Raw genomic sequence first — 18,210 nt, 5'->3', positions numbered from 1 at the left:
ATGACCGTAACGCGCGGCCTGATCATCGCCGATCCCTGGATCGGTCATATCCTCGACGGCCGGAAAGACTGGGAAATGCGTTCGCAGACCACGTCGGTACGCGGCTGGTTCGGCCTCATCCGCAAGGGAAGCGGCACCGTCGTCGGGCTCGCCCGGCTCGTGGACTGTGGCAGGGCTCTGGATCAGGCTGAGATGATCGCAAATTTCGATCACCACCGCATCCCCGTTGACATGATCCGCCGTGGCGAAGTCGCGAAGTGGGTCGTGCCTTGGAAATTGGCGGACGTCATCGTGCTCGCACGTCCCGTCCCCTACGAGCACAAGGCCGGCGCTGTCACATGGGTTACCCTCTCGCCTACCGTAAGTCAGGACCTTGCGCCCAGCATCGCACACCGGGCCGCCTCGCAAGATACCCCGCCTTCCCCGGAACGCTCCGTCGACCACTCCAAGCCCCTGTCGACCGCCGTCGACCCGGCTACCAATTCTGTTCATCGAACTCCGGCGAAAACCGGTCAGGCTTCGCCATTTCCGGAGGGCAGGCACAGACTTCTCGGAAAGAGCGTTCTGAGCGGCGGAAACATCCGCAACAATCACATGAAAATGTCATCCCTGATGCCTGCATTTCCTCGAGACGTAATCGGGGGCTCTAACAAGGCGCAGGCCGCACCGCGCCATTTAGAAATCGATTGGGGCGGGCCCGAAACTACCAGGACGGACATCGATGGGACGAAGTCGATCTTCCGCGCCAGAGGATGGGTCCGACGTTTCTTCGCGATGTCCGAAGCGAGAGCGGGCGATCTGGTCATCTTCACCGAAACGGCGCCCTATCGTATCAGTGTAAGACTCGAACGAAACACAGACAGTGTACGCGAATGAAGTCATAGGTCTGCTCCACCAGCAGTCATGATAGAACATCCAGTACAGAAAATGCTGGCAGGTCATTTCTGATCCAGAAACTGACTCTGCGGTGATCCTGAATGGTCCCCCTGAACGAATTGCACAATGCTTTGTGTAAATGTTGACGACGTGCACCTGGCATTGCATATTCCCCTACACACCGCCGCATCCAATGCAGACTCGAAGGAAATTATCCTTTGTTTTCAGAGGTGTTTGCTGACCGGCACCTGCCCCTACCGCCGGAGCCATTCTTCCAGCAAGCCACTGAAATCATTGAGTTCTCGGAATCGGAGCTCGACGACGAGGTGCACACGGCGGTGCACAACCTGTGCACAGGAGGGCATGTCGATGCTGCGGAACCGAAGCCTGCCGCCCCATCTGGAAATCCGCTCGTCCGGCTACTTCTGGCGCAGACGCCTGCCCAAGGCACTCCAGAGCAGCGCAAGGCCCCTCTCCTCCGATCAGCCCGAAGCCGGAGACGTGAAGCGATCGAAAAAACGTTTCTGTGCTTTGCGCTTCGTAGCCATCTCCTTCGCGACGCGAAGATCCTCGCTCGCCGCCTCACCGAGATAAGCGATCAGGTCTTCGCCGCAAACGCGGAGACGATTGTGACGATTGCGCCAGACATTCAGGAAAGGCTGTTGGAAAGCCTCGCGCGTTTCGAGATCGAAGCCTTCGAGCGCGCGCCTATGCCGGCCTCCGCAGTCATGAAGCAGCGCCCCTCGAACTCCGGCGCGAAGTGGCGCTGCAGAACGTACTGCAGCAGGCAATCTGGCTCGAGGACCGCGAGGTCGTATGAAATCCACTGCGCGACGTCGCGTCGCACCTTGGACTTGAACTCGACGAGACCGATGAGGGCTGGAGAGTCCTGGCAGACAAAGCGACACGGGTTCTGATCGACGTGAGCCGGGAGTGCGCAGGTCGTGAGCAAGAATGCTGCCCCTCGGGCGTGAAAGGGAAGCCCCTGACCCTCATATCCGCCTTCCGCTGATCCCGCTCCTGGGCAGGGGCGCCCGTGTGTCGACGGTGCTCGCGCTCACCAGGGACTAACCCCACGTCGAGCGCAGAGTGATCAATCTGCGGCGCACGGATGCCGCCACCGGGGAGAGCGCCCCATCGTCCCGATGGACGGCAGCAGGCCGCCCACGGCGCTGCGCGATCGGACTTCGTGATCGGGTACGGCGAACGGCAGGTCAGATCCATCGACAAGGGCGTCTCGCACGCCGTCGACCGCTCAGGAATCGGGCAGGTTCGGACCCATGATTTGCGTCAGACTGCGGCGCTCACGTTGCTTTTCGCAGGAAACCTCATCGAGAAGGTGGCGCAGGGTCTCGGACACTCTAACATATCCGGCACCTACTCGACCTTTGGCAGATATCGGCCAGAACACATGCAGGATGCGATGAATATTCTGGACTTCGCGTCCATCTCCAAGCTGAACTAGGCTTCAAGAACCAGAGCGCACTTCGTGAAGGCGCAGCAAGGCAATAATAAGTGACTGATAATATGAGTGAAAGATGGTGGGTGATGAGAGACTCGAACTCCCGACATCTTCGGTGTAAACGAAGCGCTCTACCAACTGAGCTAATCACCCGACGGACGCCCGATTACCCCAAAGCGGCAGAGGGGTGCAAGTGGTGACATGACAAAACCTCCCTTCATGGTCTTCACCGATCTCGATGGCACCCTGCTGGACCACGAGACCTACTCCTACGCGGCCGCCCTGCCCGCGCTGTCCCAGCTGCGCGCACGTGGCGTACCCGTGGTCCTCGCCTCATCCAAGACCGCGCCGGAGCTGCATGCCCTGCGTGAGGAGCTGCGGCTGACCGCCTCGCCGGCCATCGTGGAAAACGGCGCCGGGCTGCTGATGCCGCACGAGGCCCCGCCCGAGGCGCCCGAGACCTATCAGCGGCTGCGCGCCGCGCTGGACGAGATTGACCCCGCGCTGCGCCGCCACTTCCGTGGCTTCGGTGACATGGGGCCCGAAGGCGTGATGGCAGATGCGGGGCTGCCGGCCGCCAAGGCCCGCCTGGCCTGCCAGCGCGCCTATTCCGAACCTGGCCTCTGGGACGGCAGCGCAGAAGAGCGTCGCGCCTTCCTGGAGGCGCTGACCGAGAGGGGCCTGCACGCCCGGCGCGGCGGCCGCTACCTGACGCTGTCCTTCGGCGGCACCAAGGCCGATCGCATGGACGAGGCCGGCGCCCTCTTCGACCGGCCCCATACCATCGCCCTTGGCGACGCGCCCAATGACCGCGAAATGCTGGACCATGCCGACATCGGCGTCATCATCGCCAATCCCCATGGCGCGCCGATGCCCGAACTTTGCGGTGAACGTAACGGCACCATCCTGCGCAGCAGCAAGATCGGCCCTGCGGGCTGGAACGAGATGATGCTGAAGTTAATATCGAGACTGACCTGAACGACGAGGGGGCCCGCGGTGGCAGACTTTCACCAGAACGGCAACATTGCCACCATCCACAACCTGCGCACGCGCTCGTCCGAGGATATCACCCGCGAACTGACCAGCTTCGGCGCCAGCCGCAAGATTTCCCTGGTGCTGCCCTCGCTCTATTCCGAACTGGAAGGCGACGCGCTGCCCAACATCCTCAACGAACTGGCTCAGGTGCCCTATCTGCACCGGATCGTCATCGGCCTAGACCAGGCGACCGAAGAACAGTACCGCCACGCACGGGAATTCTTCTCGGTTCTGCCGAAGAACCACGTGGTAATCTGGAATTCCTCGCCCCGCATGCAGGCGATCCAGGATCGTCTGGCGGGGCTGGGCCTGGGGCCGATCGAGAACGGCAAGGGCAAGAACGTCTGGTCCTGCCTGGGCTTCCTGATCGCCTGCGCCGACAGCTCGGTGGTGGCGATCCATGATTGCGACATCGTCACCTATGAAAAGGACCTGCTCAACCGGCTGGTCTATCCGGTGGCGAACCCCTCCTTCCCCTACCAGATCTCCAAGGGGTTCTATGCGCGGGTCGGCAGCAACAAGATGAACGGCCGGGTCAGCCGCACCCTGGTCTCGCCCATCCTGATCGCCCTGAAACGCACCATCGGGGATCGCGACTACCTCGATTACCTGCGCGCCTTCCGCTACCCGCTGTCGGGCGAGATGGCGATGCGCACCGGGATCCTGCCCGACCTGCGCATCCCCTCGGACTGGGGGCTGGAGATCGGCGTGCTGTCGGAGGCCTGGCGCAACCTGGCACCAAAATCCGTCTGCCAGGTGGAGATCGCGGACAATTACGACCACAAGCACCAGGACCTCTCGCCGGAGGACAAAACCAAGGGGCTGTCGCGCATGTCCATCGACATCTGCAAGGCCATGTTCCGCAAACTCGCCGCCGATGGCACCGTCTTCAACGAGGAGGTCTTCCGCACGCTGAAGGCCACGTACTACCGCTCTGCCCTGGACCTGCTGGACAGCTACTACAACGACGCCAAGGCCAATGGCCTCTACGTCGACCGCCACGCCGAGGAAACGGCGGTGGAGCTGTTTGCCGAGAACATCATCGCCGCCGGGCACATGTTCCTCGCCAACCCGCACGAAACCCCCTTCATCCCGACCTGGAACCGCGTCCATGCCGCCGACCCGGACCTGATGTCGGACATGCTGAAGGGCGTGGCCGCGGATCTCGAAGAGTACAAGTAGGGCGCCCCAAGACAGGGGGCTCTGCCCCCGTCTCCGTGCCGGAGACTCCCCCGGAGTATTTCAGACGAGATGAAGCTGAGGGGCGGCGGCCCCCGTCGTGGCCCACTTTCGCAAGGCGCGCGTACCACGCCCGACGCCCGCTAGGCGGTCACCTCTGCGGTCCCCGCCCCCTCGTTCACCTCGGGAAAAATACTCTCGCCGAAGGCAGGTGTCAGCCAGCCCCACGCCTTGACCGGATCGCGCGCCGGAGCGGCCTAGCCGCGGTTGGTGATCCAGCGGCACTGATAGGGCGCGAAGGGGATCGGGCCGCCATCGGGGCGGATCGTCTCGCCCGAGAGCAGGTCCACCCAGTCCTCGCCGTCGATCAGGTTGATCGCCATGGCATCGATCTCCAGCGCATCGGCGGAGACGTTGTGCAGGGCAAAGATCGACTGGTCGCGATCCAGGCTCTGCCGCCAGAGGCCGAAGATCCGGTGGTCCAGTTGCAGGGTGAACTGCGTGGCATTGGGGTGGAAGGCGCGCTGACGACGGCGGATACCGATCCGGCGGCGCATTTCCTCCAGCACCTGATGCTGGGTGGTCGAAGGATCTTCCAGCAGCCCGTGCAGCTCCTCGTAATCCCAGCGGTGACGGTTGATCGCGCGGTTGTGGCCCGACTTCTCCACCCCGTCCTGGTCGTTGGGGGTGGCCAGCAGCGAATGGATGTAGAAGGCCGGGATGCCCTCCAGCGCCATGACCAGCGACTGCGACGCGAGGAAGCGTTCGACCTGATGCGCGTCCTCGCCCGCGAAGGTGCCCTTCATCGCCTCGAACCAGGTGATGTTCAGCTCATAGGGCGCCTCGCCTCCACCGGGCAGCGCGCGCATCGACACGCGACCGCCGAAGTCCTTCATCTTCTGCACCACCTCGCCGGTATCTTCCGGCGTCAGGATGCCCTCGGCGGGGCGCATTCCGATCCCGTCATGGGAGGCGGTGAAGTTGAGGTAGGCGCAGCCCAGTTGCGCCGGCGGCATGGAACCCTGCCAGCGGATCAGGTTCTTCGCCGTGCCGGACAGCATGGCATGCAGGACCAGCGGCGGCAGGGAGAAGTTGTAGACCGCATGGGCCTCGTTGCGGTTGCCGAAATAGCTGAGATTCTCGGCATTCGGCACATTTGTTTCGGTCAGCAAGATAATGGATTCGCTGGCGAAATCCGCAAACAGCCGCATCAGGCGCACGATGGCGTGGGTCTGCGGCATGTGGATCGACTTGGTGCCGATCTGTTTCCAGATGAAGGCCACCGCATCCAGCCGGATGATCCGCACGCCGTTGTCCACGTGCAGGCGCATCACCCGCAGGAACTCCTTCAGAACCTCCGGGTTGCGGAAGTCCAGGTCAACCTGGTCATGGCTGAAGGTACACCACACATGGCGGATCCCGCGCGAGGTGTTCACCTCCCGCAGAAGCGGATGGGTCCGTGGACGCACCACGTCGCTGAGGTCGTCGTCGGGCGAGGCCTCGAAGAAGAATTTGTCATAAGGTTCATGGCCTTGCCGGTAGGCGTTGAACCACGCGGAGCTGCTGGAGACGTGGTTCAGCACCAGGTCCGACATCAGCAGGAACTCGGACCCGATCCGCTGGATGTCCGACCAGTCGCCCAGCACCGGGTTCACCGCACGGTAGTCCGTCACCGCGAAGCCGTCGTCGGAGGTCCAGGGGAAGAAGGGCAGGATATGCACCCCGTTGACCACCCCCGACAGATGCGTGTGCAGGAAGTGGCGCAGCAGATCCAGCGGCTTGTGCTGGCCGTCGACGATCGAGTTGCCATAGGTGATGACCAGCGCATCCCGTTCCGACCATTGCCGGTTTCCCGGCACCCGGCCCCGGCGGCGGCGGGTCGTACCCTCGGGCCAGAAGGCCTCGGCCAGCTCCTCTGCCAGGGTCTCGACCTCATGGTCGGGATAGATCTGGCGCACCAGCGTTTCCAGCTTGTGGTGGAAAGTCGACGAGGACTCTGCGGTCATGTGAGCGTGGCTCCCTTGTGACGTCCTCTTGATGTCCCAGATCGCGCACAGGGTTTCAAGCGCGCAGCGCCGCCGGGCCCCGGTTGGGCCTCTCGCAAGGTCCGCAGGCGCTGCAAATGGCCGCAACCTGTGCACAGCCCTCCTCAGCGCGCACCGGGCCGCGCGATTCCCCGTGGCCCCCGTGCCGCCCGCCGCGCCCCGTCCAGCACTACATGCCCTGGCCCCGCCGCACGTCAGGGTTGCGGCCAGCGGGAAAGCATATCCGCTTTACACGCCCCGATGCACGAAACCCGTGTCTGCCGGGTGACGTTCCGGGGCGGCAAGGGCGAAACTGGACCCAAACAGGGTTGACAGAAGCCGGGGCGCTCCGCCCAATGTCGGGAATTATCGGTTGTTTATCCGGCATTTGTCCGCCCCGGCTGCACCACCCGACAGGCCCTGCGGCCGGATCGGACGCAAACACGGGCCAATGCGACGGAGCCATTAGCCTTCCTGCCCGCCTGCGGGACAGACGGAACGGAACGAACGGCCGGATCTGGAATGACGTAAGAGGTTCTTAATGCGGTTTGGCCCCGGCATGCTTTTCCCGAAGCCGCGCGTGTCCCGTCTCAGCACACTCACCCTTCTCGGCGCGGGCCTGCTGGCTGGTCTGTCGGGACTTCCCGCGGCCCGGGCGCAGACGCCCCCGGCCCCGGAGATGGCGCTGCTGAGCCTCGCCACCGAGGCGAGCGCACCGAAGGCGGAAGGTATCGGGTTCTACCCCCTGACCACCTTGCCGGACGCCGATGCCGTCTCGACCCTGATCACCGCCACCATGCTGCAAAGCCGCGCCGTGTCGACCATCGGCGCCGCCGGTACCGGCGACAGTGGCCTGACCGCCGCCAGCGCCCCCAAGCAGCTGGTGCTGGAAACCGCCTTTGAGCTGACCGGCGGCCAGGACCAGCCCCTTGGGCTGCGACAGGGCGGACAGGACCTTTCGCCTGAGGACTTCGGCCTGGGCATCGCGGCACTCGCCAGCGGGTTCGTCCCCGGGGATCAGGCGGCCGCCGTGGCCGTCGTGTCCGATCCGCAGGACCTGTTCCCGGGTCAGATCGGCCCGCTGCGCGACATGCTGGGGGTCAGTGATTTCGGCCTCTGGGTGCTGCTGATCGCCCCCGGCCCCGAGGCCGAGGCCCGAGCCACCTGCGCCGCCCCGCTGGCGCGCGCCGTCACCCTGTCGCTGATGGCGGGCGTGGCCGATCGACCGGCCTTCGGGGACGGCGATGGCGCCACCTCTTTCGCCGAGGCGGAAACCTTCGTGACCCGCAGCCTGACCCGCGCCCTGGCCCGGGACACCGGCTGCCCCGGCGCCTATGCGGTCGTCTTCGACCACGGCGGCGAAGCGTCGGCGCCGGTGCTGCAACACGACAGCCCGGTCTACATCCCCGCGCTGCAGGCCGACCTGACGCTGGAGGAATTCGAGGCCGAGTTCCTGGCCGCCGGCACCGACCCGGCCCCGATCCGCGCCTACCTCGACAGCTGCCGGTTCTGCCCGACGGCACCGCAGCTGGAGGCCCGGCTGACCGAAATCGACCGCCGCGCCGCCCAGGCCGCGATCGAGGACCAGATCTGGACCCGTATCACCAGCGCGCCGGAGAACGCCGCCCGCCTGCAGGTCTACCTGGACCGCTGCGAGCTCTGCGCGCATCGCGCCGAGGCCGAAGAGACCCTGGCCCGCCTGGCCGCCAAGGCGGAGGCCGCCGAGGCCGAAAGCCGTCTCTACGCGAAACTCGCCGCCTCCTTCGACCTGGAGGGCCTGCGCGATTACGTCGAGAGCTGCGTGACCTGTGAACATGTCGAACCCGCCCAGGCCCGCATCGCGGAGATCGAGGCAGACGCCGCTTACGACGCCGAGGCCGAGGCGCTGGAGCAAGCGATCCGCGCCCGCGACGCCGACGCGATCCGCGCCTGGATCGAGGATTGCGCCTACTGCGACCGGCGCCCGCAGGCCGAAGCCGCGCTGGACGACCTCGCCCGCCGGGCCGAACTGGCCGGCCCCTGCCGGCGCGCGGCCGCCGTGCCGCAACTGGGGGGGCCGCGCCTTCTGGGCGACATCGACCAGGCCGCGGCCCGCGGCGCCTGCGACGCCGCCCTGGCCGCCTTCCCCAACGACCCCGCCTTCCGGACCATTGCCGGCCGCATCGCCCAGGCCGCCGGAGACACCGCCGCCGCACGACAGGCCTATGAGGCCGGGATCGCGGCCGGCGTACCAATGGCGCATGGCCTGGCGGGCTACATGCTGTTCGACCCGGCCGAGGGCGACGGCGCCCCGGACTACGACCGGGCTGAAGAACTGGGCCTGGCCGGTGCCGTCCTGGGCGACTGGCTGTCGCAGCAGCTTCTGGTCCTGCTCTATTCGCAGAATTTCATCGAGGGCAAGGGCGCCGATGATGCCTTCGCCGTGGCCGAGACCGTCGCCGCCGAGGGCGATCCGGTGTCGCAGTATTTCCTCGGCTTCTTCTTCCTGCGCGGCGATGGCCCCTCGGGCCGACCCGATCCAGAGGCCGCACGGGAGTGGCTGCAGCACTCGGTCGACGCGGGCTATGTCCCGGCAATGACCCTGCTGGCCGAAACGCTGGAAACCGCCGTGGCGCAGGAGCCGGAGGCCGCCGCCGAGGCAGCCGCGCTCTACCTCGATGCGCTTTACGAAGACGACCGGCTGGCGTTGGAGAAGCTGACGACCCAGCTGCGCGAACGCAACCGCGCCGTGGTGCGCGCCGTGCAGTCGCGCCTGCAGGAGGCCGGCGTCTATCGGGGCGCCCTGGACGGGCTGCCGGGGCCGGGCACGATCAACGCGGTGCAGGCCTATGCGGCGCTGCCCGACAATTGAGACACAACAGCACCGGCCCCCGGCCCCGCCCCGGCGGCGGTCGCGACAGGCCCGGATCAGCAAAACAGACAGCGGCCCGCTTGGGATCGGGCCAACAGGGGACAGACGCATGACATCGAACCGAAACCGCATGACCCGCCTGCGCCGCGCGGCCCTGGGCACGCTGGCCGCCGCCGCGCTGGCCTTGCCCCTGGCGCCCGACGCGGCCCGCGCCCAGGGCGTGGTGCCCATCGTCACCACCATGGGCCTCGACAGCCTGTCCTGTCCGCGCTCCACCGTGCGCCTGGGCGTGCTGGGCGACAGCCTGGCCGACGGCCTCTGGGGCGCCGTGCAGCGCGCCCTTGGCCAATGCGGCAGCGTCGAGGTGCTGCGCCTCACCCAGGTCAGCGACGGCCTGACCCACACGCCCCCCGAGGAGTGGATCCAGCGCTTCAACGACGCCACGCAAAGCACTGATGCGCAAGACGTTTTCATCGTCCAGATCGGCGCCAACGATCTGCGCCCCCTGCGCGATGACCGCAGCCGCGTGCCCTATGGCACCCCCGAATGGGACACGCTCTACGCCAAGCGCGTGGGCGAGCTCGCCGGCGCCCTGTCGGACCGCGCCGACCGCATCCTCTGGGTCGGCCTGCCGGTGGTGGGCGAAGGCAAGTTCGAACCCGAGTACCAACACGTCAATGCCCTGATCTCGCAGACGCTGACCGCGCTGAACCTGCCCTTCCACGACATCCGCGAGCTGTCGCGTTTCGGCGCCGAGGATTTCGCCATGAACGCCGTGGTCAACGGCAGCACCCGGCAGCTGCGCGCGCCCGACAAGATCCACTTCACCCCGTTGGGGTACGAGCTGATCGCCGCCGCCCTGGCGCCCGAGATCAAGGACGCCATGGCCACCCGTGAACGCAAGGCGATCTTCGGCAATGCAGCGCTTCAATAAGATCCGCCGCGCCTTCGGACTGATGCTGCTGGCGACGCTGCCGGTGGCGGGCTGCACCTCCGCCCAGGATCTGGGCCAGCTGCTCACCCGTCCCGAGGGCAGCGCCCGCGCCATACCCGTCGCCCAGCCCTCGCGCCGCTTCTCGGCGGAGGCCCCCGCGACGCTTCTGGTCATCGGCGACAGCCTGTCCGACGGCTTCGGCATGCTGCTGATCCAGCGGGCCCAGGCGCGCGGGCTGCACCTGCGGGTCGTCAATCGCGGGCGCAATTCCACCGGGCTCAGCCGTGGCGATTTCTACGACTGGCCCGGCAACTTCTCCCAGATGCTGGCCGCCACCCGGCCCGATTTCACCGTGGCGCATTTCGGCTCGAACGACATGCAGTCGATCCGCACCGCCGAGGGCACCGTGCCCTTCCAGACCGAGGCCTGGGACACCGCCTACAAGGCCCGCGCCAGTGGCATCGTGGCCGAAGCGGCACAGGCCGGAACCCTGTTCTACATGATTGGCCCGGCGCCCGACCGGAACACCAACCTCAACGCCCATCTGGATCATATCAACCCGCTGCTGGCCCAGGCCGCGCAGGAGAACGGCGGGATCTACTTCCCGCTGGAACCCTATGCCTCCGGCGAGGGGTTCACCTGGGTGCCGACGACGCAACTGGGGGAGCAGACGCTGACCATCCGTTCCGGTGACGGGTCGCATTTCACCATCCGCGGTTACCAAATGGTCGCCGACCTGGTGCTGGACGACCTGGTGCGGCGCTTCCCGTCGCTGGCACCGGCCCCGGAGCAGCTGGCCTTCATCGCCTTGCAGTAAGCCCCGGCAATGGTCTTTCCGACACTCGACTTCGTGCTGTTCTTCACGGCTGTTCTGGGGCTGAACCTGGCGCTGTTTGCCTGGAACGGTTGGCGCAAGGGCATGCTGCTGGCGGCCTCCTACTGGTTCTATGCCGCCTGGGATTTGCGGTTCCTGGCGCTGATGACTGGGGTGATCCTCCTGGCCTGGCTGGGCGGGTTGCCGGGACGGCGGAAGGCCACGGCGCTGCGCACGCTCTGCATCGCGGGGCTGCTTGGGTGCCTGGCGTTCTTCAAGTATTTCAACTTCTTCCTGCTGTCCTTTTCCAACCTGCTGGGGGATGCGGGCCTGTCGCGGGATTTCAGCTGGGCGCAGGTGGTGCTGCCCGTGGGGATCTCCTTCTACGTCTTCCAGGGGATCAGCTATATCGTCGACTGCGCGCGCGGTGATTGCGCCGAGCGCCGCAACCCCTTCGACGTGGCCCTTTATGTCAGCTTCTTTCCACAGCTCGTCGCGGGCCCCATCGTGCGCGCCGCCGACTTCCTGCCGCAGCTCGACCGGCCCGAACGGCCCGACGCCGCCATGCGCGGGATGGCCGTGGCGCTGATCCTGGCGGGGATGGTGAAGAAGCTGGTGATCGCGAATTACATCGCCGTGCTGCTGGTCGACCCGGTCTATACCGATCCCGCCTCCCAGGCCGCGCCGCAGGCGCTGGCGGCCATGCTGGGCTATGCGGTGCAGATCTATTGCGACTTCTCGGGCTATTCCGACATCGCCATCGGCGTGGCCCTTCTGCTGGGCTATCGCTTTAACGCCAACTTCAACCAGCCCTACCGCGCGGCGTCGTTCCGTGAGTTCTGGCAGCGCTGGCATATCTCGCTGTCCACCTGGATCCGCGATTACCTCTACATCCCGCTGGGCGGCAACAAGGGAGGCAAGGGACGGCAGGCGGTGACGCTGCTGGTGGTCATGGGGCTGGCGGGTCTCTGGCACGGGGCCGCCTGGACCTTCGTCCTCTGGGGGCTGGCGCACGGGGCGCTGGTGGCCGTCGAGCGGCTGACCGGGCAGCACCGCGCCACAGGCGCGCGGGCGCTGCGGATCGTGGTGGTCTTCGCGCTGGTCACGCTGCTGTGGCTGCCCTTCCGCGCCCATGACCTGGACCAGGTGGGCCAGATGCTGGCCGCGCTGACCCGCCCCGCCAGCGACTACGCTGTGCCGCTGCATGGCTTCGCCCTGATGCTCATCACCGCCGGGCTGGCGCTGAACGCCCTGCCGCTCAGCTGGTTCACCCGGTCTGGCCAGGCCCTGGCGCGCGTCGCGCCCGAGGTGCAGGCCCTGGCACTGGCCGCCGGGCTGATCTTCTGTTTCGCCATGGCGCAAGAAGGCGTGGCGCCCTTCATCTACTTCCAGTTCTGAGGGATGACGATGGCCCGCAACCTGCGTTTCTTCCTCACCCTCAGCGCCGCGCTGGTCCTGCTCTGGGCCTTTTCGGGCGAGCGGATCGTCGACTGGGCCTTCGAGCTGCCCTTGCCCGATGCGCTGATGGACCCGCTGCTGGATGCGGTCTTCTGGGGCAAGGATCTGAAGGCGGCCATGGGCCTGCCCGACCTCTTCGGCGCGCTCCGCGACACGCTGCACCGGTTGGCGGGGCTGTAGCGCTCAGGCCGTGGCCAGGGCCAGCCCATCCACAACGGCCGTAAAGGCCTCGGACCGGCGCAGCTTGGCGCCCGGGCAGATCCCCTGCGCCTCTTCCTGCACCAGCCCCATGAGGGACGACCCGCCGACGAGGATCACGGAACTCACCTGCCCCGGCGCCACGCCCCCCGCCACCAGCGTGTCGTAGATCGCGCCACGCAAGGCCTCGCGCGCCTCCGAAAGCGCCGCATTGACCGACCCGGCGGTGGTGCGCACCGTCAGGCCGCGTTCCACCATCCCCATGTCGATCTGCCCGGCCCCCTCGCGGCCGTTGGCGCCGATCTTGCCGCGTTCCACCGCGAAGGCCAGCTCATGCCCCAACTGGTCCTCGATCACCGTGGCCAGGCGCGCCATGCGGGCGGCATCCACCGCATGGGCCTCCATGTCAGCCACGGCGCGGGCGGTCTCGGCGGTGTAGAGGAAGGGGATCTTGGCCCAGGTCGCCAGGTCCACGTAGATCGGCTTCGGCACCGGCAGCAGCCCCTCGCCGAAGGTGCGGCGCAGCTCTCCGCCAAGACCCAGTTCGGGCATGGCATGGGTCATCGACACCGCGTGGTCGAAATCCGTGCCGCCCAGGCGGATGCCGTGGCTGGCGATGATGCCGATTCCGTTGCCCTCGGCCCGGAACAGGGTGAAATCCGAGGTGCCGCCGCCGATATCGACGATCAACCCGACCTCGCCCGGGTGGCCATCGCCCAGGCTGGCCAGGGCCGCGGCCTCGGGCTCGAACATGAACTGGACCTCCTCGAACCCGGCGGCGGCATAGCAGCCGCGCAGGTCCGCCTCGGCCTGGGCATCACGCTCTGGGTCGTTGCTGTGAAAATGCACCGGGCGACCCGACAGCGCGCGGGTGAAGGTCCGGCCCGTCTCTGCCTCGGCGCGGTTCTTCACCGCCACCAGGAAGGCCGTGACGATCTCGGCCAGGGTGCGGCGCTTGCCGCCGACCAGCCGTTTTTCGTGGAACAGGCTGGTGCCCAGCACGGACTTCAGCGCCCGCATGTAGCGCCCCTCGTCGCCGGCGATCAGCGCCTCCGCCGCCGCCGCGCCGATCAGCATGGCGCCGGTATCACTGTCGAAGAAGACCGCCGTCGGCAGGGTTTCCTCGCCCGCCTCGATGGCGATGCGGCGTAGCGTGCCTCCCTCCAGGATCGCCGCAGCGGAATTGGAGGTGCCGAAATCGATTGCCAGGACGGGATCGGGGGCGGACATGGAAAGCTCCTGCGTCGGAAGAGCTTGCCGGGCTACCCGATCCGGTGGAGACCGGCAAGGCGCAAAGCGCGCCCGCCCGTCTCTCCCCCGTCTCAGCCCATGTCCATCAGCGCCGCCAGCACGTCGGAGCGGCGCAGCATGCCCACCACGCGCCCCTCCTCCACCACCGGGAAGACCCGGTGCGGGCAGTTGGTGAAGGCCTCAGCGACCGAGATCAGGTCATCCTCGGCGTTGCAGGTGATGGCCCCCCGGCTCATGTTCTCGGCCACGTTGCCCTTCCATTCCTGGTAGTAGGAGGCATAGAGCGCGGGCCGGAAACAGTCCTTCTGGCTGAGGATGCCGACCAGCAGCCCCTCGTCGTCGACCACCGCAGCGGCCGCGGCCCGCCCCTCGACCAGAAGGGCGGCGGCGCGGCGCATGGGCGTTTCGGGCGTCACTTCCACCCAGTCGGTCTGCATCAGGACGGAGACGCGGGCCTCGGTGCTCATGCCTCCTCCTCCATCGCGGCGATCCGGTTAGGACAGACCTCGCAGGCGCGGCCGCATTTCGCGGCGCCGCCGCAGGAGGTCTGGACGGGATCGCGCCCAAAGGCCAGGCCCAGGGCCAGGCCCCCGGCGGCCAGCAGGAAGATGGCGAGGACGAGGAAAAGTTCCATCTCAGGCCCCTTTCAGATGGGTGGCGAAGGTGCCGGTGGTCTCGGACGTCAGCCCGACCGGCGCGGCGCTGACAAACAGCGCATCGATCCCGGCGCGGCGGGCCAGAGCGGGTCCCGCGGCGCCTGCAGCGAAAAGTGCGGTGGCCCAGCCGTCGGCCTCCATCGCGGAGGCCCCCAGAACCGAAACCGACAACGGGCCGGACGCCACGGGCGCGCCGGTCTCCGGGTCGATGATATGGCCGTAGCGGGCGCCGTCCAAGGTATAGCTCTGCGTCTTCAGGCCGGAGGTCGCAACGGCACCGGTCAGCGACAGGATGCCCGCAAGGCCGGTGGTCTCGGGGCGCGGATCCTCCACCGCCACCTGCCAGGCGCGCCCCTCGGGGTGCCGTCCGCGCGCGGCCAGTTCTCCGCCCAGGTCGATCAGCAGATCATCGTGGCCCACTTCCCGAACCAGCGCCACCATCCGGTCCAGCGCGAGGCCCTTGGCAATGCCACAGAGATCCAGCGTCAGACCGGCCCGGGCCTTGATGACGGCGCCGTCGTCCGCCGTCAGCCCGTGCCAGTCAGCCGCGCCATCACCCGCAATGGGGCCAAAGCCCCAGCGGGCGACCTGCGGGCCGACCGTGGGGTCGAAATGCCCGCCGCTCCGCTCGGCCAGCGCCAGCGCTGCGCGGGTCACTGCCAGCGTCTCGGCGGGCAGCGCACAGGTGCCCGGCCCGGCGGCGTTGAAGCGGCTGATGTCGCTGTCGGCGCGCCAGGGCGACATCTGCCTGTCGATCCCGGCCAGCAGATCCATGATCGGGGCGCGCAGCGTCTCTATCCCCCGCCCCGCGGGCAAGGTGACCTGCCAGCTGGTGCCGAAGGCCGGGCCGCTCAGCGTTTCCACCGCGCGGGTGCCGGCGCGCAACAGACCCGGCAGGGCCAGGGTCGCGGCGGCCCCGCCCAGCAGGGCGCGGCGGGTCGGTCGTTTCGAGAAGTCGCTTTGCATGGCTCAGGCTCCGAAATCGTCCTTGTAGATGTTCTCCGGCTCGACCCCGAGCCGTTCCAGCGTGGCCAGCACGGCCGAGATCATGACCGGCGGGCCGCAGAGGTAGTATTCGCAGTCCTCGGGCGCAGGGTGGCCCTGCATGGCGCGCATCACCGTCTCGTGGATGAATCCCGTGGCCCCGGTCCAGCGGTCGCCCGGCGCGGGGTCCGACAGGGCCGGTGTCCAGTCGAAGTTCGGGTGCGCGTCGGCGATGGCGTCGAATTCCTCGACGTAGAACAGATCCGCCACCGACCGCGCACCGTAGAAATAGCGCATCTTGCGCGTGGTCCCGGCCCCGATCTGTTCGTGGATCATCGCGCGCAGCGGTGCCATGCCGACGCCGCCGCCGATGAAGACCATGTCCGAGGTGGTGTCCTGCACATGGATCTCGCCAAACGGGCCCGACACCTCGACAACGTCGCCCGGCTGGCGGGCGAAGAGCCAGGACGACACCTGCCCCGGCGGGATCTCTTCCTCGCGGCCCGCAGGCGGCACCGCCAGACGGATGTTGAAGACGACACGGCCGGCTGCGGTATCCTCCGGGCGCGAGGCGATGGAATAGGCGCGGGTCACCTGATCGTCGATCTCCGAGGTCAGGCTGTCCCAGCGGGCCTGGTGCCAGGCGGCGCGGAAGGTCTCATCCACCGGCATCTCGGCGAAGTTCAGGCTGTAGGGCGGCGCGTTCAGCTGCATGAAGCCCCCGGCGCGGAAGTTGAAGTCGTGCCCCTTGGGCAGCTCCAGCACCAGTTCGCGGATCAGCGGGGCCATCATGCGGTTCGAAACCACGGTGCATTCAAAGCCGCCGCCGCCCGACAGGAAATCCTCCGGGACGGTGACGGAACAGGGGCCGCGCAGCTGCGTCTGGCAGGCCAGCCGCTTGCCCGCCTTGCGTTCCGCCGCCGACAGGATGCCACGTTCGGTCGCGCCCGCCTCGCCTGCGCCCTCCCCCTCGACCACCACGCGGCAGAGCCCGCAGGTGCCCGACCCGCCACAGCCCGCCGGAATGCCGATGCCGGCGCCATGCAGCACCCCCAGCAGGCGGTCGCTGCGGTGTGCCTCGATCTCCTTCGTGCCATTCACGGTGATGGTGATGCCCCCCTGCGGCACCAGTCGCCGCCGCGCCAGCAGCAGGCCCAGGGTCAGCCCCACCACCAGCAGGACAACGATGAGGGAGGCGAGGAGGATCTCGTCGGTCATTGCGCGGCCATCTGTGCGAAGGAGGAGAAGCCGAGCGACATCAGCCCGGCCAGGATGAAGGTGATGCCCAGACCCCGCAGCCCCGCGGGCAGGTCGGCATAGGCCAGCCGCGCTCGGATTGCCGAGAGCATGATGACCGAGATGGCAAAGCCCGTGCCGCCGCCGATCCCGAAGACGAAGCTTTCGGCCAGGTCATAGTTGCGTTCGACCATGAAGAGGCTGCCCGCCAGGATGGCGCATTGCACCGTCAGAAGCGGCAGGAAGACCCCGAAGGCCGCGTGGACCTTGGGCAAGAAGCGGTCCAGCAGCATTTCCAGCAGCTGCACGATGGCCGCGATGACCCCGATGAAGGCCACCAGGCTGAGGTAGGAGAGGTCCATTTCAGGGTAGCCCGCCCAGGCCCAGGCGCCGGGGGCCAGCACGGCGGTGTAGATCACCTGGTTCAGCGGCACCGTCACGCCCATGACCGCAATCATGGCGATACCCAGGCCCACGGCCGTCTCGGGCCGTTTCGACAGCGCCAGGAAGGTGCAAAGGCCGAGGAACAGGGTCAGCGGCAGGTTCTCGACAAAGGCCGCCGACAGGAAGAGGGACCAGAGGTCTGCCATCACGCGCCCTCCTCCACCTCGGGCGGCACCGTGTCGGGCGCCTCCGCCTGGTCTGGCCAGATCGAGCGGATGGCCCAGACCAGCCCGCCCAGGATGAAGAAGGCCGAGGGCGCCAGCAGCATCAGCGCCAGCGGCGTGAACCAGCCGCCCTGTTCAACCAGCGGCAGCACCTGCAGGCCCATCAGGCTGCCCGCGCCGAACAGTTCCCGCAGAGCGCCAACAAGGCACAGGATCAGCGAATAGCCCAGCCCGTTGCCGAGCGCGTCGATCATCGAGCGGCCCGGCGGGTTCAGCCGCGCGAAGCTCTCGGTGCGGCCCAGCACGAGGCAGTTGGTGGTGATCAGGCTGACGAAGACCGACAGGCTCTGGCTGATCTCGAACAGATAGGCCTGCAACAGCTGGTCGATGACGATCACCAGCGAGGCGACGATGACGATCTGCACGATCAGCCGGATGGTGTCGGGGATATGCCGCCGGATCAGGCTGATGATCCCCGCCGACAGCACCAGCACCGTGGTCAGCGAGGCCGCCATGGTCAGCGCCGTGGGCATCGAGGTGGTGACCGCCAGGGCCGAACAGATGCCGAGGATCTGAAGGGTCACAGGGTTCTGCCGCACCAGCGGATCGGTGAAGGTGGACCAGAGAGGGGACGGCGCGGTCAT

Annotated in this window: 18 protein-coding genes and 1 tRNA gene; 9 read left to right on the top strand and 10 right to left on the bottom strand. The window is 67.3% G+C overall.

Features of this window, described 5'->3' with window-relative positions:
- On the top strand, positions 1-876 hold the full coding sequence (locus LC066_RS06960; RefSeq protein ID WP_224897475.1) for a hypothetical protein: 876 nt from the start codon (positions 1-3) through the stop codon (positions 874-876).
- A gap of 649 nt (positions 877-1,525) precedes the next feature.
- Here the strand turns inward: LC066_RS06960 and LC066_RS06955 are convergent.
- Positions 1,526-1,828 (bottom strand): hypothetical protein, encoded by a 303-nt coding sequence (locus LC066_RS06955; protein ID WP_224897473.1) that lies wholly within the window; start codon positions 1,826-1,828, stop codon positions 1,526-1,528.
- Between the two features lie 237 nt (positions 1,829-2,065).
- Between LC066_RS06955 and LC066_RS06950 the strand changes: the two genes are divergently transcribed.
- Entirely contained in the window at positions 2,066-2,341 is a 276-nt protein-coding gene (locus tag LC066_RS06950) for a tyrosine-type recombinase/integrase (protein ID WP_224897472.1), read from the top strand.
- Between the two features lie 74 nt (positions 2,342-2,415).
- On the opposite strand, the gene LC066_RS06945 is transcribed toward LC066_RS06950, so the two are convergent.
- A tRNA-Val gene (locus tag LC066_RS06945) sits at positions 2,416-2,491 on the bottom strand.
- Positions 2,492-2,539: 48 nt separating this feature from the next.
- On the opposite strand from LC066_RS06945, the gene LC066_RS06940 reads away from it, so the two are divergent.
- Both LC066_RS06940 and LC066_RS06935 read left to right on the top strand, forming a co-directional pair.
- Positions 2,540-3,316 (top strand): HAD-IIB family hydrolase, encoded by a 777-nt coding sequence (locus LC066_RS06940; RefSeq protein ID WP_224897470.1) that lies wholly within the window; start codon positions 2,540-2,542, stop codon positions 3,314-3,316.
- Between the two features lie 18 nt (positions 3,317-3,334).
- A complete protein-coding gene (locus LC066_RS06935; RefSeq protein WP_224897468.1) occupies positions 3,335-4,555 on the top strand; it encodes a glycosyl transferase in 1,221 nt (406 codons plus the stop codon).
- Positions 4,556-4,809: 254 nt separating this feature from the next.
- Here LC066_RS06935 and LC066_RS06930 read toward each other — a convergent pair whose 3' ends face one another.
- Positions 4,810-6,558 (bottom strand): sugar phosphorylase, encoded by a 1,749-nt coding sequence (locus LC066_RS06930; protein WP_222479498.1) that lies wholly within the window; start codon positions 6,556-6,558, stop codon positions 4,810-4,812.
- A 598-nt stretch (positions 6,559-7,156) separates the two neighbouring features.
- On the opposite strand from LC066_RS06930, the gene LC066_RS06925 reads away from it, so the two are divergent.
- The 5 genes from LC066_RS06925 (at position 7,157) to LC066_RS06905 (ending at position 12,813) form a co-directional block, all read left to right on the top strand.
- Entirely contained in the window at positions 7,157-9,427 is a 2,271-nt protein-coding gene (locus tag LC066_RS06925) for a hypothetical protein (RefSeq protein ID WP_224897466.1), read from the top strand.
- A gap of 109 nt (positions 9,428-9,536) precedes the next feature.
- Positions 9,537-10,361 (top strand): GDSL-type esterase/lipase family protein, encoded by an 825-nt coding sequence (locus LC066_RS06920; protein ID WP_224897464.1) that lies wholly within the window; start codon positions 9,537-9,539, stop codon positions 10,359-10,361.
- Positions 10,345-11,178, top strand: a complete 834-nt coding sequence (locus LC066_RS06915; RefSeq protein WP_224897462.1) for a DUF459 domain-containing protein — start codon at positions 10,345-10,347, stop codon at positions 11,176-11,178. The genes LC066_RS06920 and LC066_RS06915 overlap by 17 nt, the downstream gene beginning before the upstream one ends.
- 9 nt (positions 11,179-11,187) lie before the next feature.
- Positions 11,188-12,573 carry an MBOAT family O-acyltransferase gene (locus LC066_RS06910; protein ID WP_224897460.1) on the top strand — a complete coding sequence of 462 codons (1,386 nt, stop codon included), beginning with the start codon at positions 11,188-11,190 and terminating at the stop codon, positions 12,571-12,573.
- A gap of 9 nt (positions 12,574-12,582) precedes the next feature.
- The gene (locus LC066_RS06905; protein ID WP_224897458.1) at positions 12,583-12,813 is read left to right on the top strand and encodes a hypothetical protein; all 231 of its coding nucleotides are present in this window, start codon (positions 12,583-12,585) and stop codon (positions 12,811-12,813) included.
- A 3-nt stretch (positions 12,814-12,816) separates the two neighbouring features.
- Here the strand turns inward: LC066_RS06905 and LC066_RS06900 are convergent, their stop codons facing one another.
- From LC066_RS06900 to LC066_RS06870, 7 genes are all read right to left on the bottom strand, one after another.
- A complete protein-coding gene (locus LC066_RS06900; protein WP_224897456.1) occupies positions 12,817-14,061 on the bottom strand; it encodes an Hsp70 family protein in 1,245 nt (414 codons plus the stop codon).
- A 92-nt stretch (positions 14,062-14,153) separates the two neighbouring features.
- Entirely contained in the window at positions 14,154-14,549 is a 396-nt protein-coding gene (locus LC066_RS06895) for a CBS domain-containing protein (protein WP_224897454.1), read from the bottom strand.
- Positions 14,546-14,716, bottom strand: a complete 171-nt coding sequence (locus LC066_RS06890) for a hypothetical protein (RefSeq protein WP_224897452.1) — start codon at positions 14,714-14,716, stop codon at positions 14,546-14,548. Before LC066_RS06890 ends, LC066_RS06895 begins: the two co-directional genes overlap by 4 nt.
- A 1-nt stretch (position 14,717) precedes the next feature.
- Positions 14,718-15,704 carry an FAD:protein FMN transferase gene (locus LC066_RS06885; RefSeq protein WP_224897450.1) on the bottom strand — a complete coding sequence of 329 codons (987 nt, stop codon included), beginning with the start codon at positions 15,702-15,704 and terminating at the stop codon, positions 14,718-14,720.
- 3 nt (positions 15,705-15,707) lie between these two features.
- Complete coding sequence (nqrF, locus tag LC066_RS06880) at positions 15,708-16,940, bottom strand: NADH:ubiquinone reductase (Na(+)-transporting) subunit F (RefSeq protein WP_224897448.1); 1,233 nt, start codon at positions 16,938-16,940, stop codon at positions 15,708-15,710.
- Entirely contained in the window at positions 16,937-17,548 is a 612-nt protein-coding gene (gene nqrE / locus LC066_RS06875) for an NADH:ubiquinone reductase (Na(+)-transporting) subunit E (RefSeq protein ID WP_224897446.1), read from the bottom strand. The genes nqrF and nqrE overlap by 4 nt, the downstream gene beginning before the upstream one ends.
- Positions 17,548-18,210 (bottom strand): NADH:ubiquinone reductase (Na(+)-transporting) subunit D, encoded by a 663-nt coding sequence (locus LC066_RS06870; protein ID WP_224897444.1) that lies wholly within the window; start codon positions 18,208-18,210, stop codon positions 17,548-17,550. The genes nqrE and LC066_RS06870 overlap by 1 nt, the downstream gene beginning before the upstream one ends.

The organism is Pseudooceanicola marinus (assembly GCF_020177265.1).
Classification (GTDB): Bacteria; Pseudomonadota; Alphaproteobacteria; order Rhodobacterales; family Rhodobacteraceae; genus Pseudooceanicola; species Pseudooceanicola marinus_A.
Note: the sequence above shows the minus strand (reverse complement) of the source record. Positions and strands in the feature narration are given on the sequence as shown.

Excerpts from the sequence above, each read along its gene's own strand:
- LC066_RS06900 (WP_224897456.1), bottom strand. The coding sequence starts at position 14,061 with ATGTCCGCCCCCGATCCCGTCCTGGCAATCGATTTCGGCACCTCCAAT.
- LC066_RS06920 (WP_224897464.1), top strand. The coding sequence starts at position 9,537 with ATGACATCGAACCGAAACCGCATGACCCGCCTGCGCCGCGCGGCCCTG.
- LC066_RS06930 (WP_222479498.1), bottom strand. The coding sequence starts at position 6,558 with ATGACCGCAGAGTCCTCGTCGACTTTCCACCACAAGCTGGAAACGCTG.
- LC066_RS06940 (WP_224897470.1), top strand. The coding sequence starts at position 2,540 with ATGACAAAACCTCCCTTCATGGTCTTCACCGATCTCGATGGCACCCTG.
- LC066_RS06870 (WP_224897444.1), bottom strand. The coding sequence starts at position 18,210 with ATGACCGCGCCGTCCCCTCTCTGGTCCACCTTCACCGATCCGCTGGTG.
- LC066_RS06895 (WP_224897454.1), bottom strand. The coding sequence starts at position 14,549 with ATGAGCACCGAGGCCCGCGTCTCCGTCCTGATGCAGACCGACTGGGTG.
- LC066_RS06910 (WP_224897460.1), top strand. The coding sequence starts at position 11,188 with ATGGTCTTTCCGACACTCGACTTCGTGCTGTTCTTCACGGCTGTTCTG.
- nqrE (WP_224897446.1), bottom strand. The coding sequence starts at position 17,548 with ATGGCAGACCTCTGGTCCCTCTTCCTGTCGGCGGCCTTTGTCGAGAAC.
- LC066_RS06885 (WP_224897450.1), bottom strand. The coding sequence starts at position 15,704 with ATGCAAAGCGACTTCTCGAAACGACCGACCCGCCGCGCCCTGCTGGGC.
- nqrF (WP_224897448.1), bottom strand. The coding sequence starts at position 16,940 with ATGACCGACGAGATCCTCCTCGCCTCCCTCATCGTTGTCCTGCTGGTG.
- LC066_RS06905 (WP_224897458.1), top strand. The coding sequence starts at position 12,583 with ATGGCCCGCAACCTGCGTTTCTTCCTCACCCTCAGCGCCGCGCTGGTC.
- LC066_RS06890 (WP_224897452.1), bottom strand. The coding sequence starts at position 14,716 with ATGGAACTTTTCCTCGTCCTCGCCATCTTCCTGCTGGCCGCCGGGGGC.
- LC066_RS06915 (WP_224897462.1), top strand. The coding sequence starts at position 10,345 with ATGCAGCGCTTCAATAAGATCCGCCGCGCCTTCGGACTGATGCTGCTG.
- LC066_RS06960 (WP_224897475.1), top strand. The coding sequence starts at position 1 with ATGACCGTAACGCGCGGCCTGATCATCGCCGATCCCTGGATCGGTCAT.